The organism is Planococcus sp. ISL-109 (assembly GCF_018613655.1).
Classification (GTDB): domain Bacteria; phylum Bacillota; class Bacilli; order Bacillales_A; family Planococcaceae; genus Planococcus.
The window spans coordinates 1-16990 of record NZ_JAGGPW010000025.1 but is presented as its reverse complement, the minus strand read 5'-3'; the positions used below and the strand labels follow the sequence as shown (position 1 = coordinate 16990).

14 protein-coding genes, 1 tRNA gene, 1 rRNA gene, 1 other RNA gene, 1 pseudogene and 1 other annotated feature are annotated in these 16990 nt (G+C 49.1%); of the genes and pseudogenes, 15 read left to right on the top strand and 3 right to left on the bottom strand.

Going from position 1 to position 16990, the window contains the following annotated elements; translation table 11 throughout:
* The 5 genes and pseudogenes from rrf to J7E21_RS14555 all read left to right on the top strand — a co-directional run.
* A 5S ribosomal RNA gene (gene rrf / locus J7E21_RS14575) occupies positions 1-93 on the top strand; the annotation flags it as partial.
* Between the two features lie 595 nt (positions 94-688).
* Positions 689-1936, top strand: a pseudogene (gene ltrA, locus J7E21_RS14570) (group II intron reverse transcriptase/maturase).
* Between the two features lie 149 nt (positions 1937-2085).
* Positions 2086-2562 (top strand): glutathione peroxidase, encoded by a 477-nt coding sequence (locus tag J7E21_RS14565; protein ID WP_215109055.1) that lies wholly within the window; start codon positions 2086-2088, stop codon positions 2560-2562.
* A gap of 104 nt (positions 2563-2666) precedes the next feature.
* Complete coding sequence (gene guaB / locus J7E21_RS14560; RefSeq protein ID WP_215109053.1) at positions 2667-4130, top strand: IMP dehydrogenase; 1464 nt, start codon at positions 2667-2669, stop codon at positions 4128-4130.
* Positions 4131-4241: 111 nt separating this feature from the next.
* Positions 4242-5534, top strand: a complete 1293-nt coding sequence (locus tag J7E21_RS14555) for a serine hydrolase (RefSeq protein WP_353047796.1) — start codon at positions 4242-4244, stop codon at positions 5532-5534.
* Between the two features lie 11 nt (positions 5535-5545).
* Here J7E21_RS14555 and pdxR read toward each other — a convergent pair whose 3' ends face one another.
* Positions 5546-6973 (bottom strand): MocR-like pyridoxine biosynthesis transcription factor PdxR, encoded by a 1428-nt coding sequence (gene pdxR, locus J7E21_RS14550; RefSeq protein WP_215109051.1) that lies wholly within the window; start codon positions 6971-6973, stop codon positions 5546-5548.
* A gap of 104 nt (positions 6974-7077) precedes the next feature.
* Between pdxR and pdxS the strand changes: the two genes are divergently transcribed.
* The 4 genes from pdxS (at position 7078) to J7E21_RS14530 (ending at position 11089) form a co-directional block, all read left to right on the top strand.
* On the top strand, positions 7078-7962 hold the full coding sequence (gene pdxS, locus J7E21_RS14545; protein WP_215109049.1) for a pyridoxal 5'-phosphate synthase lyase subunit PdxS: 885 nt from the start codon (positions 7078-7080) through the stop codon (positions 7960-7962).
* A 2-nt stretch (positions 7963-7964) separates the two neighbouring features.
* The gene (gene pdxT / locus J7E21_RS14540; RefSeq protein ID WP_215109047.1) at positions 7965-8570 is read left to right on the top strand and encodes a pyridoxal 5'-phosphate synthase glutaminase subunit PdxT; all 606 of its coding nucleotides are present in this window, start codon (positions 7965-7967) and stop codon (positions 8568-8570) included.
* 11 nt (positions 8571-8581) lie between these two features.
* Positions 8582-8784 (top strand) — a binding site (T-box leader).
* Positions 8785-8850: 66 nt separating this feature from the next.
* On the top strand, positions 8851-10128 hold the full coding sequence (gene serS, locus J7E21_RS14535) for a serine--tRNA ligase (protein WP_215109045.1): 1278 nt from the start codon (positions 8851-8853) through the stop codon (positions 10126-10128).
* Positions 10129-10222: 94 nt separating this feature from the next.
* Complete coding sequence (locus tag J7E21_RS14530) at positions 10223-11089, top strand: alpha/beta fold hydrolase (RefSeq protein ID WP_215109043.1); 867 nt, start codon at positions 10223-10225, stop codon at positions 11087-11089.
* Here J7E21_RS14530 and tadA read toward each other — a convergent pair.
* Positions 11084-11572 carry a tRNA adenosine(34) deaminase TadA gene (tadA, locus tag J7E21_RS14525; RefSeq protein WP_215109041.1) on the bottom strand — a complete coding sequence of 163 codons (489 nt, stop codon included), beginning with the start codon at positions 11570-11572 and terminating at the stop codon, positions 11084-11086. The genes J7E21_RS14530 and tadA overlap by 6 nt on opposite strands.
* Before the next feature lie 162 nt (positions 11573-11734).
* On the opposite strand from tadA, the gene J7E21_RS14520 reads away from it, so the two are divergent.
* Entirely contained in the window at positions 11735-12373 is a 639-nt protein-coding gene (locus tag J7E21_RS14520) for a deoxynucleoside kinase (RefSeq protein ID WP_215109039.1), read from the top strand.
* Positions 12370-13044 (top strand): deoxynucleoside kinase, encoded by a 675-nt coding sequence (locus J7E21_RS14515; RefSeq protein WP_215109037.1) that lies wholly within the window; start codon positions 12370-12372, stop codon positions 13042-13044. Before J7E21_RS14520 ends, J7E21_RS14515 begins: the two co-directional genes overlap by 4 nt.
* 176 nt (positions 13045-13220) lie before the next feature.
* On the opposite strand, the gene J7E21_RS14510 is transcribed toward J7E21_RS14515, so the two are convergent.
* Positions 13221-13313 (bottom strand) — tRNA-Ser (locus J7E21_RS14510).
* 193 nt (positions 13314-13506) lie between these two features.
* Here J7E21_RS14510 and ffs point away from each other — a divergent pair.
* From ffs to recR, 4 genes are all read left to right on the top strand, one after another.
* Positions 13507-13772: signal recognition particle sRNA large type (gene ffs, locus J7E21_RS14505), an RNA gene on the top strand.
* Positions 13773-13922: 150 nt separating this feature from the next.
* On the top strand, positions 13923-15659 hold the full coding sequence (gene dnaX, locus J7E21_RS14500; protein WP_215109035.1) for a DNA polymerase III subunit gamma/tau: 1737 nt from the start codon (positions 13923-13925) through the stop codon (positions 15657-15659).
* 29 nt (positions 15660-15688) lie between these two features.
* On the top strand, positions 15689-16009 hold the full coding sequence (locus J7E21_RS14495) for a YbaB/EbfC family nucleoid-associated protein (protein ID WP_215109033.1): 321 nt from the start codon (positions 15689-15691) through the stop codon (positions 16007-16009).
* 13 nt (positions 16010-16022) lie between these two features.
* Complete coding sequence (gene recR / locus J7E21_RS14490; RefSeq protein ID WP_215109031.1) at positions 16023-16622, top strand: recombination mediator RecR; 600 nt, start codon at positions 16023-16025, stop codon at positions 16620-16622.
* Positions 16623-16990: the final 368 nt, after the last annotated feature.

Below are 16990 nucleotides of genomic sequence, written 5' to 3'. Positions count from 1 at the left end.
CCCACCCGTTCCCATCCCGAACACGGAAGTTAAGCTCTTTTGCGCCGATGGTAGTTGGGGGTCTCCCCCTGTGAGAGTAGGACGTCGCTGGGCACATGAAGAAAGTCGTTACCGTCATCGGTAGCGGCTTTTTTGTTGTGCCCGGCATGGGCGTAATCTATAGGGTGCAAGTCCCGAACTAGTGAAGGCAGAAGTAACAGTTAGCCAAGCGCAAGGGTGTCCACGGCGACGTGGAATCTGAAGGAAGCGGGCGGCAAACCTCCGGTCTGAGGAACACGAACTTCATAGAAGGCTATGTGCGATTGGGTGAGTCTGCCAAACAAGGCAAAGCCCTTTCTGCCGAAGGTCGCACGCAGTAAATGAAGCAGATAGGTGGAGGGAAAGATTGCGTTCTTACCCGGGGAGATCTGATTGGCATGCCAAGTACCCTTGGTAACCTACCTAGTGATAGGTAGCTGAACCATCAGAAGTCAGCAGAAGCCATAGTACCACCTCGTCTCGAGGCGGGTGGGAAGGGCCGAACAATTAAGAGAGAACAACATCTTGACAGGCAGTTTCTGCAGTGAACACAGACAACCCGTGAGGGCTTACTTGAATGGAGGACGTGGTGAATTCCACAGGGGACATCAAGAGGGTGGAGTAGAACTGGAGAAAGAAGAACCGTTGTTCACGGAAAGAGGCATAACAGATGTTAATGGAACAGATTCTATCACGGGAAAATTTGCTTTCCGCCCTCAAGCGGGTGGAACAAAATAAAGGGAGCCACGGTGTTGACGGAATGCCCGTACAAAACCTGCGAACGCATTTCCTTGAACACTGGGAAACCATGAAAGTGGAACTTCTGTCGGGAACTTATCAGCCGCAGCCGGTCCGCAGGGTCACAATCCCGAAACCTGACGGCGGTGTGCGTCTTTTAGGCATCCCTACCGTGATTGATCGTTTCATTCAACAAGCGATTGCCCAAGTGTTGTCTTCGATTTATGACCCCACTTTTTCCGACCACAGTTACGGGTTCCGCCCAAAGCGGAGCGCCCATGATGCGGTCAAGAAAGCGAAAGGGTTTATAGGAAAAGGCAATCGCTGGGTGGTCGACATCGACTTGGAGAAATTCTTCGACCGGGTGAACCATGACAAGCTCATGGGGCAACTCACCAAGCGAATCGAGGACAAGCGTCTGCTTCAGCTCATCCGTAAGTATCTGAAAACCGGCATCATGATAAATGGAGTCCTGATGAACAGTGAGGAAGGCACTCCGCAAGGAGGTCCCTTAAGTCCGCTGCTCTCAAATATTGTCCTGGATGAATTGGACAAAGAACTCGAGAAAAGAGGGCACCAGTTTGTCCGCTACGCCGATGACTGCAATATTTATGTGAAAACACCAAAAGCAGGAAATCGGGTCATGAAGTCGGTGACTTCCTATCTTGAAGGTAAGCTGAAAGTGAACCTGAATAAATCTGCCGTTGACCGACCGTGGACACGAAAGTTCTTCGGGTTCAGCTTTACGAGTCACAAAGAGCCGAAGGTGCGGATTGCCAAAGTGAGCATAAACTGGATGAAAGACAAAATCCGGGACATCACCTCCCGAAGCAAACCGTATTCGATGGAATAGCGAATCTAGAAGCTGAACCAATACCTGACGGGCTGGTGCGGCTATTTTGCATTGGCAGATACGCCTAGTGTATTGAAGAACCTCGAATCGTGGATTCGAAGAAGGCTTCGCATGTGCATGTGGAAGAAGCCAAGTACAAAAGTGAGGAAACTCATTGGATTGGACATCCCGAAAGAGAAGGCTTACGAATGGGGCAACTCACGCAAAAGTTACTGGCGGATTTCAAAAAGTCCCATATTGCATAGAGTCCTCGGAAACTCCTACTGGAGTTCCCAAGGGCTCAAAAGTCTGGTAGCACGTTATGAAACTTTGCGTTATTCATCTTAATTGAACCGCCGTACACCGAACGGTACGTACGGTGGTGTGAGAGGTCGGGAGTTAATCACTCCCTCCTACTCGATTATGGGGAATTTCGTATTTCTTGTGAAATTTGTCTTTCAGCGCTAAGCTTAAATGAAAAGAAAGGCGGAAGGTAAATGAGCAAATTATATAGCTATGAAGTTAAGCGGGCGGACGCAAGTATGGAATCACTGGAAACATATAAAGGAAAACCGCTGGTCATCGTCAATACAGCGAGTAAATGCGGCTTTACTCCGCAATTCGAAAGCTTGCAGCAATTATATGAGAAATACAAAAACCAAGGCTTGGAAGTTCTCGGTTTCCCGAGCGGGCAATTTAATGATCAGGAATTTCATTCACAAGAAGAAACGATGGATTTTTGCCAGATGAATTATGGCGTCAGCTTTCCTATGTTTGCGAAAGTAGATGTAAAAGGGGAGAATGCAGATCCGCTTTTTAAATATTTGAGTTCTTCAAAGAAAGGTTTGTTGACGGAAGGTATCAAATGGAATTTTACGAAGTTTCTTATTGATCGGGAAGGCAACATCGTCAAGCGTTATGCGCCGCAGACGTCGCCGCAGAAAATGGAAGAAGACATACAGAAAGTTTTGTGAGTCATTAGTCGGAATAGTTTTACTTTTTACAGTTTCTTGACACCCCCCGGTACCGCTGATAACCTTACAATAATATTCAAAAGGAAGCAGGAGGCGTGTCAATTATGTGGGAATCGAAATTTCTTAAAGAAGGACTGACCTTCGATGATGTCTTGTTAGTGCCAGCTCATTCGGAAGTGTTGCCAAAAGATATTGATCTATCAGTTGAGCTGACACCGAAAATCAAGCTGAACATTCCAATCATCAGTGCTGGCATGGACACTGTTACAGAAGCGAAAATGGCTATTGCCATGGCGCGCCAAGGCGGCCTTGGCATCATCCATAAAAACATGAGCATCGAAGAGCAAGCGGAACAAGTAGTGACTGTTAAGCGTTCTGAAAATGGCGTTATTACGGATCCTTTCTATTTGACTCCGCAGCATCAAGTGTTCGATGCTGAGCATTTGATGGGCAAGTACCGGATTTCCGGTGTACCTATTGTCCAAAGTGAAGATGATCTTACTTTGGTCGGTATTATTACGAACCGCGACCTCCGCTTTATCCAGGATTATTCTTTGGAAATTAAAGACGTGATGACGAAAGAGAAATTGGTGACGGCTGCTGTCGGGACGACTTTGGAAGATGCTGAAAAGATTCTTCAGCAATACAAAATAGAAAAATTGCCGATTGTGGATCAGGCTGGCATGTTAAAGGGCTTGATTACAATCAAAGATATCGAAAAAGTGATTGAATTTCCTATTGCGGCAAAAGATGCACAAGGGCGTCTGCTTGCTGGGGCTGCTGTTGGAGTCACTTCCGATACGATGAGGCGTGTTGAGCAATTGGTCAAAGCTCATGTTGATGTCATTGTCATCGATACGGCTCATGGTCATTCAGCAGGTGTTCTGACTATGGTCAGCCAAATCCGCGCTGCGTATCCTGATTTGACGATCGTTGCGGGGAATGTTGCCACTGCCAGCGGAACGAAAGCGCTGATTGAAGCCGGTGTGGATGTCGTTAAAGTCGGTATTGGACCCGGCTCTATTTGCACAACACGCGTCGTAGCAGGTGTCGGCGTTCCGCAAATCACAGCAGTTTATGATTGCGCTACAGAAGCACACAAGCACGGCAAAGCGATTATTGCTGATGGCGGCATCAAGTTCTCAGGCGACATCATTAAAGCACTCGCTGCAGGCGGACATGTCGTCATGCTCGGCAGCTTGCTGGCTGGAACGACGGAAAGCCCGGGGGAAACAGAAATCTTCCAGGGTCGCCGCTTCAAAACATATCGTGGAATGGGCTCGATTGCTTCCATGGAAAAAGGTTCGAAAGACCGTTATTTCCAAGACGAAGCGAAAAAATTGGTGCCGGAAGGAATCGAAGGGCGTTTGCCGTATAAAGGGCCGCTTACCGATACGATCCACCAATTGCTCGGCGGCGTTCGTGCCGGAATGGGCTATTGCGGAACAAAGGATTTGCAGGTGCTGCGCGAAGAAGCTCAGTTTATCCGCATGACAGGGGCAGGGCTGATCGAAAGCCATCCGCATGATGTACAAATTACAAAAGAATCACCCAACTACTCGCTATAATGAGAAGCACCTTCCCAGGATTTTCTTGGGAAGGTGTTTTTCGTTTTTTCTTTTTGATTCTAAAGAATGTGATAAAATAGCAAAAGGAATGAAATAATGGAGGATAAGCGAGTGAGAAGATTTATGAAATGGATTCAATTATTGACAATAGTCGTTATTGTGGCGGCGCTCTTGGTTCCGCAGCAAGTGCAAGCGGAAGAAACCATGCCGGTATTGGCGGATGCAGCGATTGTGGTAGATGCCGATACTAGTCAGATTTTGTATGGGCAAAATGATGAAGAAGTACTCGGCATAGCTTCTATGAGTAAAATGATGAGTGAATACCTCATGTTTGAAGCGATTGAAAAAGGACAGATTAGCTGGGACGATGAATACGAAGTGACGGATTACACTTACCGGATTTCGCAGGATTTGCGCCTGAGCAACGTCCCGCTTCGCCCGAATGGTTCTTATACAATCAAAGAATTGTATGAAGCGATGGCGATTTATTCGGCGAATGCCGCGACGATCGGCATTGCGGAGATGATTGCTGGAACCGAAACAGATTTTGTCCAGATGATGAATGATAAGGCAAAAGAAATGGGCATTATGGATGCGCAGTTCGTCAATTCGACAGGGCTTAATAATACCTTCTTGCTCGGCATGCATCCGGAAGGGACAGCAGAAGATGACGAAAGCACCATGTCTGCCCGTTCGGTGGCGATTTTATCGAAAGCACTGATCGATGACTATCCAGAAATTTTGGAGACGGCGAAAATTCCAGAGTTAATGTTCCGAGAAGGGACGTCCGATCAGATCCGCATGGTCAACTGGAATACGATGCTTCCAGGCATGGATTATGAATACGCAGGCGTTGATGGATTGAAAACAGGAACGACGGATTTGGCGGGCCATGCGTTTGCAGGCACGGCAGAACGCGATGGCAGGCGGTTGATTGCTGTTGTCCTGAAGGCGGTCGATGCGGAAGGAAATGGCTCGTATAAAGCACGTTTTGATGCGACACGTTCACTGTTGGATTACGGTTTTGATGAATTCGAGGAAGTCGAGATCATGAAAGCGGATCAGCAATTCATGGGCCAGGAAACGCTGCCAGTTTCAAAAGGCGAACAGGAACAAGTCGCGATTGCAATCAAAGAGCCGATCCAGTTGATGGTCAAAGCGACTGAACAAGGAGCATACAGGACTGAGTTAGAGCTGTCGGAACAAGCGCCGATTGAAGCGGCTGTAGAGGAAGGCCAACTTCTAGGTAAAGTGAGGATTTTGGATCCTGAAGGCAAGGAAGTTATGTATTTGAACGGCGTGGAACCGGCGGCGGATGTCGTCGCGGCGGAAGCTGTCGCCCGCGCCAATTGGTTTACCCTTTCCATGAAAGGCGCAGTGGATTTTATTAAAAGCTTGTTTTAAATAAAACCAGCTCATTCCTTCGCGGATGAGCTGGTTTTATTCTGTATGTGCCAGCATTGCATGAGCTGGTCGATGCCTTGCTGGATTTCGGCTTCATTCAAGCCGCCGAAGCCGAGCACGATTTTCGGCAATGTAGATTTCTGTTTCAACAGATCGTAGTTTTGCATTGCAAATACGCGGATGCCTGCATCATTTGCCTGGTCGACTAAAGTTTGTTCGGAACGATCGGTATTCACGGTCAAAACGATGTGCATGCCCGCTTGTTCACCGGATACCGTGACTGCCGGATGAAATGGGGCGAGTGCTTGTGTCAGGCATTCGAGTTTTTTCCGGTACAGTTTGCGCATGCGGTTCAGGTGGCGCGAGAAATGGCCTTTTTGCATGAACATCGCGACAATTTGCTGATCGATGCGCGGGACGGTGGACGTGTAATGCAAAAAAGTCTTGCGGTAGGCGTTCAACAGCCGCGGTGGCAATACGAGATAGGCGATGCGCAAAGACGGCATGAGCGATTTTGAGAAGGTACTGATGTAGATGACCCGCCCACCGACGTCCATGCTTTGAAGCGCAGGAATCGGCTGGCTCGTGTAGCGGAATTCGCTGTCGTAATCGTCTTCGATGATGTAACGCTCAGACTTGGCAGCAGCCCAATTGAGCAATTGAGCGCGGCGTGTTGCACTTAAAATAGAGCCTGTCGGGAACTGGTGGGAAGGTGTGACATAGGCGATATCGACACCGGTTCTGTCGAGTTCCTGTACGTCGATGCCTTCCCCGTCAACGGCTATCGGGAAAGCGCGCCTGTCGTCGTGTTCGAAAATACTGTGGGTTAAAGCGTAGCCCGGGTTTTCAAAGCCGAAACTCAAGTTTTTATCGAATAGCCGAATCAACAAAGGCATCAATTGCTCGGTTCCGGAGCCGACGATGATTTGTTCGGCTTCGCACACCACGCCTCGGGATTGATACAAATAACGGGCGATTTCAGCGCGCAGCGATTCATCTCCTTGCGGATGCCCCGCCAGCAGCAATTCATGGTTTTCTTCATCGATTACTTCGCGGGCCGTTTTACGCCATGTGGGAAATGGGAACGACCGTGTATCGATGCGGGCCGGATTGAAATCATACAGATAGCTCGGTTTCGGCATATCGCGGATTGCCGTTTCTTCCTGCGGCACATCCAAATAAGCGAGTTCTTCCACCGGCATTGTGTAAAAACCTTTGCGCGGTCGCGGTTCGATAAAGCCTTCCGCGACCAATTGAGCATAGGCTAGTTCCACGGTCGTCTGGCTAATTTGCAAATAATCCGCCAGTTTGCGCTTACTCGGAAGCTTCGTACCAACCACGATTTTGCCGCCTGTAATTGCTATGCGGATTTCGCGGTAAAGTTGCTTGTAAAGCGGGGTTGTGGAATGTTTTTGCAATTGAAACATGAGCATGTCCATCGTCGGCCCTCCATCTGACCTTTTAAAATATTTCAAACTGAGTCTTTTTATATGGTCACAGTTTATTATACTGGAAACAACCAAGAAAAGGGAGGAATTTTCAGATGAGTGAAAAAGGGACAGACCGAGTTAAACGAGGCATGGCAGAAATGCAAAAAGGCGGCGTCATTATGGACGTGGTCAATGCAGAACAGGCGAAAATTGCAGAAGCGGCAGGTGCGACGGCAGTGATGGCGCTCGAGCGCGTTCCGTCCGATATCCGTAAAGAAGGCGGGGTTGCACGCATGGCGGACCCGCGCATCACTGAAGAAGTGATGAATGCGGTGTCGATTCCGGTTATGGCGAAAGCGCGCATCGGCCATATTACAGAAGCACGCATTTTAGAAGCCATGGGCGTCGACTATATCGATGAAAGCGAAGTGCTGACACCGGCGGACGAGGAATTTCACTTGCTGAAAAACGATTACACCGTGCCGTTCGTCTGCGGCTGCCGAAATATTGGAGAAGCGGCAAGACGGATCGGGGAAGGGGCGTCGATGCTGCGGACAAAAGGCGAACCCGGTACCGGAAATATCGTTGAAGCGGTGCGCCATTTACGCCAAGTAAACTCGGAAGTGCGCAATATTGTGGCGATGGGCGAAGATGAGCTGATGACAGCAGCGAGAGATCTCGGCGCATCGTATGAATTTTTAAAGGAAGTGAAGAATCTTGGCCGTTTGCCGGTCGTCAACTTTGCAGCAGGGGGCATCGCGACACCGGCTGATGCGGCACTCATGATGGAACTCGGTGCAGACGGCGTCTTTGTTGGTTCCGGCATCTTCAAGTCAGAACAGCCGGAACGCTTTGCGCGTGCCATCGTTGAAGCGACGGCGCATTACCAGGATTACGCGTTGATTGCGAAGTTATCGAAAAATCTCGGGCCGGCGATGAAAGGCTTGGAAATGGCGACGATCGGAACGGCAGACCGCATGCAGGAAAGAGGCTGGTAACAATGAAAATCGGTGTATTGGCGCTGCAGGGAGCGGTTCGTGAGCATGTGCAGGCGATTCAGGCGTGCGGCGCACAGGCTGTTGTGGTGAAGAAAGCAGCCGATTTGGCAGAACTCGACGGCTTGGTATTGCCGGGCGGCGAAAGCACGGCGATGCGCAGGCTGATCGACCGCGCGGACATGTTAGAGCCATTAAAACAGTTCGCTTACGCCGGCAAGCCAGTGTTCGGCACGTGTGCAGGGCTGGTGCTGCTCGCATCTAAAATCGATGGACAGGAAGATGCGCATCTCGGGGTGATGGATATTACGGTTGCACGCAATTCGTTCGGCAGGCAAGTGGACAGCTTTGAAGCGGATCTCGATATTAAAGGTATCGAGACACCGTTTCCAGCAGTATTTATTCGAGCGCCGCATATTGTAAATGCAGGAACGCGAGTGGACGTATTATGCGAGTATGATGGGCGCATCGTCTTAGCTAAGAGCGGCCCGTTTCTCGGCTGCTCTTTCCATCCGGAATTGACTGGTGATCATCGACTCATGAAGCTGTTCCTGGACATGGTGGAGGATGAGGCACTCTTGCCAACTGAGGCGCATTATAGTAAAATATGAGTAATTTCAAAGAAGAAACGTTGATGGGAATAGTAAGGCGCAGTTTTTCCAAAGAGAGCCGGTGTTTGGTGCGAACCGGTGTGAAACGCGTTCGAATCCACCCCGGAGTTGCATGGCGATGAGCCAGAGCCGGTTTAAATGCCGTTATGTGATGAAGAGGATTGGCTTATGCCGATCAATCAGGGTGGCAACGCGGGTAGCTCTCGTCCCTTTACCAGGGGACGGGGGCTATTTTTGTGTTGTTTTTTCTTATTTGACGAATGACTAAGGAGGAATTTCTATGTTGGATATCCGTTTTGTACGGGAAAATTTTGAAGAAGTGAAAACGAAGCTCGGAAAGCGCGGAGAAGATATTTCCGTACTCGATGATTTTGAAGCGCTCGACCAGAAGCGCCGTGAACTCATCGTCCAGACCGAGAAATTGAAAGCGGAGCGCAATGAGGCGTCCCAGCAGATCGCCGTCATGAAGCGCAACAAGGAAAATGCGGACGAAGCGATTGCGAAAACGCGCGAAGTGGGGGAAGGAATCAAAGCAATCGACGACGAGCTGAGTGAAGTCGAAGAAAAGCTCGACTACATCATGATGCGGGTGCCGAACATTCCGCACGACAGCGTACCGTTTGGCGATTCCGAGGACGACAATGAAGAAATCCGCACTTGGGGTGATCATCCGCAATTCGGATTTGAAGCAAAGCCGCATTGGGACATTGCGACCAATTTGAACATTGTTGATTTTGAACGCGCCGCCAAAGTGACCGGCAGCCGTTTTGTGTTCTACCGCGGACTCGGTGCACGACTTGAACGCGCACTCATCAACTTCATGATGGATCTTCACCAAGAACAGCATGGCTATGAGGAAATGCTGCCGCCGTATATGGTCAACCGCGAGAGCCTGACGGGCACGGGCCAATTGCCGAAATTCGAAGAAGACGCATTTCTGATCGAGAAGGAAGATTATTTCCTCATTCCGACTTCTGAAGTGCCGGTGACGAACTTCTACCGCGACGAAATCTTGGCAGCGGAAATGCTGCCGCAAGCCTTTGCATCTTATAGCATGAATTTCCGCTCTGAAGCGGGTTCCGCAGGACGCGATACGCGCGGGTTAATCCGTCAGCACCAATTCAATAAAGTCGAGCTGGTGCGTTTTGTGAAGCCGGAAGATTCCTATGATGAGCTAGAGAAGCTGACGGGTCATGCAGAAAAAGTATTGCAATTGCTCGGTTTGCCGTACCGCGTCTTGAAAATGTGTACAGCGGACCTCGGCTTTACCGCCGCGAAAAAATACGATATCGAAGTATGGATCCCGAGCCAGGAAACGTACCGCGAAATTTCTTCTTGCTCGAACTTTGAAGATTTCCAGGCGCGCCGGGCGAACATCAAGTTCCGCCGCGAAGCAAAAGGCAAACCGGAATTTGTCCACACGCTCAACGGCAGCGGTCTTGCTGTCGGGCGCACGGTTGCAGCAATTCTCGAGAACTGCCAGCAGGAAGACGGCTCTGTCGCCATTCCCGCAGTATTGCGTCCTTATATGGGCGGCAAAGACGTTATCGGGCGTTAAAAGAACAGCCTAGAAGCATCATGCTTCCAGGCTATTTTTTATTTTTTGCAAAACGGGTAAAGAAGGAGACGGACTTCGGAAAGGAAGTGATAGGGTGGAACATCTATCGATCCATACGAATGGCATCACCTTGCATACGGTTGCCGCGGGGCCAAAAGACGGTCCACTCGTCGTGCTGCTGCACGGATTCCCTGAATATTGGGGGGCTTGGAAGAGTCAAATCGGCCCGCTTGTGGAACAAGGCTACCGTGTCGTAGTGCCCGACCAGCGCGGTTATAATCTGAGCGATAAGCCTGAGGGCATCGGTCAGTACACGCTGGATCTGCTGCGGGACGATGTGGCGGGGTTGATCAAGCAATTCGGCAGAGGCAGCGCCATAATCATCGGCCATGACTGGGGAGGTGTTGTCGCTTGGCATTTGGCGGCGACAAAACCGCAATTTGTCGAGAAGTTGATAGCGGTCAATGTCCCGCATCCGAAAGCGATGCTGCGCGTATTGGCAAAAAATCCTCTGCAGTGGGCGAAAAGTTCTTATATGGCCTTTTTCCAGCTGCCGGATTTGCCCGAAAAGGTATTGGCGGCAAACTATTTCAAAACGATGGTAAACAGTCTCGTATCGTCCAGCATGCCAGGCGCGTTTTCAAAAGAGAAAATGGAAGAATACAAGAAGGCGTGGGACCAGCCAGGCGCCTTGACGGCAATGCTAAATTGGTACAGGGCGATGCGCCAAGGCAGTATGCTGCAGACGCCGAATCATAAAATTGCGGTGCCTGTGCGTATTATCTGGGGAGTGGAGGACCAGTTCCTATCGCCGATGCTCGCGAAGGAAAGCCTGGATTTTTGCGAAGATGGTGAAGTGGTGTTTATCGGGGAAGCGACCCACTGGGTCCATCATGAGCAGGCGTATATCCTGAACCTGCTTATCGGGCGGTTTTTAAAAGAAGAAAAAGCGGCTTTATAGCTGCCGCTTTTTCTTCTTTTTGTTTTCACGGATTGCGCGAAAAAATTGAGTCAGCAAACCGCCGCATTCGTCTGCCAAGACGTTTTCCGTCACTTCGCATTGATGGTTGAAGCGCTCATCGTTCAATAAGCGGTACAGCGAATCGACGCATCCTGCTTTTATGTCACGTGCACCGTAGACGACATGAGGAATGCGCGATTGCAAAATCGCCCCAGCACACATTGGGCACGGCTCTAACGTTACGTAAAGCTTGGTGTCTTCGAGACGCCAGCTGCCGAGCTCTTCGCACGCTTGTTGGATGGCCAAAAGTTCGGCGTGGGTGACTGCATTTTGTGTTGTTTCACGCAAATTATGGGCACGTGCGATGACGCGGTCCCTGCAGACGATGACCGCACCGATCGGTACTTCTCCTTTTGCTGCCGCTTTTTGGGCTTCTTCAATGGCAAGTCCCATATAATAATGATCTGTTTCCATTCCGTTCATGTTTCATCGCTCCTCAGCTTTTAGTGTACCATCTTTTCATCCAGACAAAGAACTACCGCTTGTCCGCAATTTTGAACGTCATTTGACTCTACTTTTAGTTTGTTGGATATGGTAAAATAAATGGCATTGCATTTTACTTGAATCGAAGAAGGGGGACTTCTTGTGCCGGTGCCATTCATCACCGTAGAAGGTCCGATTGGAGTGGGGAAAACCTCGCTGACGAAAGCACTTTCGGAGCAACACCAATTTCAATTGCTGAAGGAAATCGTGGATGAAAATCCGTTTTTGAATAAATTCTATGAGGATATCGAAGAGTGGAGCTTCCAGACGGAAATGTTCTTCTTATGCAATCGCTATAAGCAATTGAGTGATATCCAAAAAAAATTCATCTCCAACCAGGAGCCGGTCGTCGCGGATTATCATATCTTTAAAAACTTGATTTTCGCCAAGCGCACGTTGCCGGAAGAAGAATACGCCAAGTATGAAGCAATCTACAAAATCTTGACGGTCGATATGCCAAAGCCGAACATGGTCATTTACTTGCATGCGAGCCTCGATACATTGATGAAGCGCATCAAACTGCGCGGCCGTGAATTCGAGCAGATGATCACGCCGGATTATATGGAGCAGTTGTCTGCTGATTACCACGAATTCATCGAACGGTTCGAGCGCGAACATCCGGAAATCCCAGTACTGCGCTTTAACGGCGACGAACTTGATTTTGTGCAAAATCGTTCCGACCTCCAAGTGATTCTCACTCATGTGGACGGGATGCTTGAAAAAAGGAGCTTATCGATATGAACGAGAACTTACGTGACAAGCACGGCATTCCGAGAGATGCCGTCATCACAATCGCCGGAACGGTCGGCGTCGGCAAATCGACGATGACCAAAGCACTCGCGGATTCTTTGCAATTCCGCACATCTTTTGAAAAAGTGGACGCCAACCCGTATCTCGACTTGTTTTACGATGATTTCGAGAAATGGAGCTTCCACCTGCAAGTATATTTTCTCGCGGAGCGCTTTAAAGAGCAAAAGCGCATGTTCGAATATGGCGGCGGCTTTATCCAGGACCGCTCAATTTACGAAGACACCGGTATTTTTGCGAAAATGCACCAGGAAAAAGGCACGATGAACGCTGTGGATTACGAAACATATACGAATCTGTTCGAAGCGATGGTCATGACACCATATTTCCCGCATCCGGACGTGTTGATTTATTTGGACGGGTCGATTGACGACATCTTAGGCCGCATCCAAGAGCGCGGACGCGCAATGGAACAGCAAACGCCTGTCGAATACTGGCTGGAAATGCACGAACGCTACGAAAAATGGATTGATTCATTCAATGCCTGCCCAGTGCTGCGCCTGAACATCAACGATTACGACTTGATGAACAATCCGGACTGTACGGAGGAAATCATCGAACGGATCGGCAAATTCATGCAGCAAACCGCAGTATTGCGCAGATAAAAGACCGGAGACTTGTCTCCGGTCTTTTATATTTCCCGGGAAATGAAGGCAATAAAAAAACTCACAGGAAGTACACTGTGAGTTGTGTCGAAATATTCGGACATATCGACGGGAAGAAAAATTCGTTGCTTTTACAACGAATCAATCTCTATCTACATGCGCGTAGTATTCAAAAATGGAGGAGGAAGAGGGATTCGAACCCCCGCGGGATTTGACTCCCCTGTCGGTTTTCAAGACCGATCCCTTCAGCCAAACTTGGGTATTCCTCCGTATCAGACAAGAAACAATTTATCACGGATTTCAAAAAGCGTCAATACTTTCGGGAGAAAAAATCACATTTTTCTTTAAGAAGGGATGAAAAGGCAGAATAGTAAAGTCTGGCTCGCCGTATCCAAAGTTGTTTTGCATCGACTTTCACTTTATATTTGATTTTCTCAGAGCTAATCCGTATACTAGTAAATGCCGTGCTAGGTGGGAAGGTAGCGGTGTCCTGTAACCTGCAATCCGCTCTAGCAGGACTGAATTCCTTTCTGAGGCTGTTTGTATGCAAGGCCTGCCTCATGCACGTAGTGTTGACATCTGGGTCCTGCGCAATGAGAACCCATGAACCATGTCAGGTCCGGAAGGAAGCAGCATTAAGTGGTCCTTCTTATGTGCCGCGGGATCGCCTAGATCGAGCCAGCGACATGGGTAACGCTTGTGTGCAGCAGTCGAAGAAAGGTGCACGGCATAACTTAAAGATCCAAACCTGTCCGCAATTTGCGGACAGGTTTTTTCTGTTTGGAGAGCGCACCACTCGGTGAAATGATTCGGGGGCGGGCTCTCTTTATGGTATAGTGGAAGGACGGAACAAAGACTTTTTAAAAGGGGAGAACAAGGTGGCGTATCAAGCTTTTTACCGTGTGTACAGACCGCGGACTTTCTCGGAAATGACCGGCCAGACGCATGTCAAACAAACCCTTCAGAATGCTCTCCTTTATGATAAGACGACCCACGCCTATTTGTTCTCAGGCCCCCGGGGAACCGGGAAGACGAGTGCGGCGAAAATTTTCGCCAAGGCGTTGAATTGTGAAAAAGCACCGGCAGCAGAACCGTGCAATGAATGTTCTTCGTGCCGGAGCATCGACGAAGGTTCGAATACAGACGTCATCGAATTTGATGCGGCTTCCAATTCACGAGTGGAGGAAATGCGGGACATTATCGAGAAAGTGCGTTTTTCTCCAGCTAATTCCCGTTTCAAAGTGTATATCATTGATGAAGTGCACATGTTATCGAACAGCGCATTCAACGCGCTGTTGAAAACATTGGAAGAACCGCCGGAACACGTCGTCTTTATTTTGGCGACGACCGAGCCGCATAAATTGCCGCTGACAATCATCTCCCGCTGTCAGCGCTTTGATTTCAAATCGCATACACAGGCAGACATTGTTGCGCGTATGATTACTGTATTAGAAGACGCCAAGATTCCATATAATGAGCACGTGCTGAAGATTATTGCCCAGGCGGCAGCAGGCGGCATGCGCGATGCGCTCAGTTTGCTTGATCAGGTTGTGTCGTTCAGCGGAGATGAAATGACCGTAGAAGATGCACTGCTTGTCACCGGCTCCATCAGCCAGGACATGTTTTACGGAATTGCCGAAGCCTTGCTGAAAAAAGATGTCGGGCAGTCGCTGACTTTACTTGAGCAATTGGTGCGCGACGGAAAAGATCCGGTGCGCCTCGTCGAAGATTTCATCACGTTCTTCCGGGATCTGTTGTTGATCCAAACTGCGCCGGAACTGCGCGATATGCTGGAGCTCGCAGCATTCGAGCCGCGTTTTGAAGAACTCGCGGCGCAGTTCAAAGCGGCCACGCTCTATAATTGGATCGAGGTTTTGGCGAAGACCCAGCAGGAAATGCGCTTCTCGAACCATACGAAAATCTATATGGAAACCGCACTCCTGAAAATGGTACAGGCCGATGCACCGGTTCAAACGATCGGCACCGGTGCCCCATCTCCGGAACTCGAAGCAAAAGTGGCGAGCCTTGAACAATTGGTGCGTGAACTGCAGCAGCAAATGAAAGAAGGGGGCGCAGCGGCAGCCGCTACGCCGCAGGCGGAACAGAAAAAGCGCCAACGCTCACAAAACGCCTTTAAAATACCGACTGGCCGCATCCAAGAGGTACTGAAGAATGCGACAAAACCGGACATCCAAGCGATCAAAACAAACTGGGCAACGGTGATGGGGCAATTGCAACGCTCGCATTCGGCGTTGCTCAATGATGCAGAGCCGGTAGCGGCATCCCCGGATGCTTTTGTGTTAAAATTCAAGTATGATATTCATTGCCAGATGGCTTCTGAAAATCAGACCTTTGCGGCAGCATTTAGCCAATTACTTGAGCAGTATACAGGTAAGGCCTATACCCCTGTTTACGTGCCGGACGCCAATTGGCTGAAAATCCGTGAAGAGTTTATCCGCAACAGCAGCTCCAAAAATGAAGCGGATGCACCAGAGTTGGATGAACAGGAAGAGAATCCGTTTTCCGCTGAAGGCGCAAGCCCGGAAGAAGATCCGTTCGTTTCAGAAGCGGAGCGGCTCTTCGGCAAAGATTTTGTCGAAGTTCATGATGATTAACGAATACAAAATTTGAGGAGGAACCAACTATGCGTGGTGGAGGAAATATGCAAGGCATGATGAAGCAAATGCAAAAAATGCAAAAACAAATGGCGGAAGCTCAAGAAGAGCTCGGCACAATGAAGTTTGTAGGAACTGCTGGCGGAGGAATGGTCAAAGTGACTGTATCCGGCCACAAGGAAGTTCTTGATATCGCATTGGATCCAGCAGTCGTGGACCCGGAAGATGTTGAAATGCTGCAAGATACATTGATCGTTGCAACAAACGAAGCGTTTAAAAAAGCGGACGAGCATGCGAATTCCACAATGGGGAAATTCACGAAAGGCATGAATATCCCAGGCATGTTCTAGGAGGTAAGCGAGAATGCACTACCCGGAACCTATTTCCAAATTGATGGAGAGTTTCATGAAGTTGCCAGGAATCGGGCCGAAAACAGCGGCCCGGCTGGCATTTTTTGTACTCGGAATGAAAGAAGACACGGTGCTTGATTTTGCGAAAGCATTGGTCGACGCTAAGCGTAATTTGAGCTTTTGCTCAGTGTGCGGCCACATTACCGATGTCGACCCGTGCCAGATTTGCCAGGATACCAGCCGCGACCGGTCGATGATTTGTGTCGTTCAGGATCCGAAAGACGTCATCGCGATGGAGAAAATGCGCGATTACAAAGGCCTTTACCATGTGTTGCAAGGCGCCATTTCGCCGATGGATGGAATCGGGCCGGAAGATATCAACGTGCCGTCACTTTTGACGCGTCTTCAGGACGAGGAAGTGAAAGAGCTGATTTTGGCGACGAATCCGACGATCGAGGGTGAAGCGACCGCGATGTATATTTCGCGGCTAGTGCGACCGTCCGGTATTCGGACGACGCGTATTGCCCACGGCCTACCGGTCGGAGGCGATTTGGAATATGCGGATGAAGTGACGCTTTCCAAGGCGCTCGAAGGACGGCGTGAACTTTTCTAAGCGCTGGTTAAATGGAGAAAATTCTGACGAATAATGATATTTGTATAATTTTTCCGCGAAGTTTAAACGAAGCATTATATAGAAGGAAGTTGTTAATCTGTTGTTTTTCGGCGGGCGATCAACTTCTTTTTTTGTTTGATGAAAAACAAGTGTAATAGAGAAAGGTTTTTAAGTATAACTTATTTTCCTGAAAACCTTGACTTTATAAAAGCTGTGCTTTAGTATAGTAAGAGTCGTCAGGAACGACAGCAAACATGAACCTTGAAAACTGAACAGCAAAACGTCAATAATACAGTCGCGAGCAATCGTGACAAACTTACTGATCAGCCCTTGTGCAGATCAAAGCGAATCGTGCGTCTTCGGACGTC

Bases quoted from the DNA above. Each gene is read 5' to 3' on its own strand.
- guaB (WP_215109053.1), top strand. From the start codon at position 2,667: ATGTGGGAATCGAAATTTCTTAAAGAAGGACTGACCTTCGATGATGTC.
- pdxT (WP_215109047.1), top strand. From the start codon at position 7,965: ATGAAAATCGGTGTATTGGCGCTGCAGGGAGCGGTTCGTGAGCATGTG.
- tadA (WP_215109041.1), bottom strand. From the start codon at position 11,572: ATGAACGGAATGGAAACAGATCATTATTATATGGGACTTGCCATTGAA.
- J7E21_RS14565 (WP_215109055.1), top strand. From the start codon at position 2,086: ATGAGCAAATTATATAGCTATGAAGTTAAGCGGGCGGACGCAAGTATG.
- pdxR (WP_215109051.1), bottom strand. From the start codon at position 6,973: ATGGACATGCTCATGTTTCAATTGCAAAAACATTCCACAACCCCGCTT.
- serS (WP_215109045.1), top strand. From the start codon at position 8,851: ATGTTGGATATCCGTTTTGTACGGGAAAATTTTGAAGAAGTGAAAACG.
- J7E21_RS14515 (WP_215109037.1), top strand. From the start codon at position 12,370: ATGAACGAGAACTTACGTGACAAGCACGGCATTCCGAGAGATGCCGTC.
- pdxS (WP_215109049.1), top strand. From the start codon at position 7,078: ATGAGTGAAAAAGGGACAGACCGAGTTAAACGAGGCATGGCAGAAATG.
- recR (WP_215109031.1), top strand. From the start codon at position 16,023: ATGCACTACCCGGAACCTATTTCCAAATTGATGGAGAGTTTCATGAAG.
- J7E21_RS14495 (WP_215109033.1), top strand. From the start codon at position 15,689: ATGCGTGGTGGAGGAAATATGCAAGGCATGATGAAGCAAATGCAAAAA.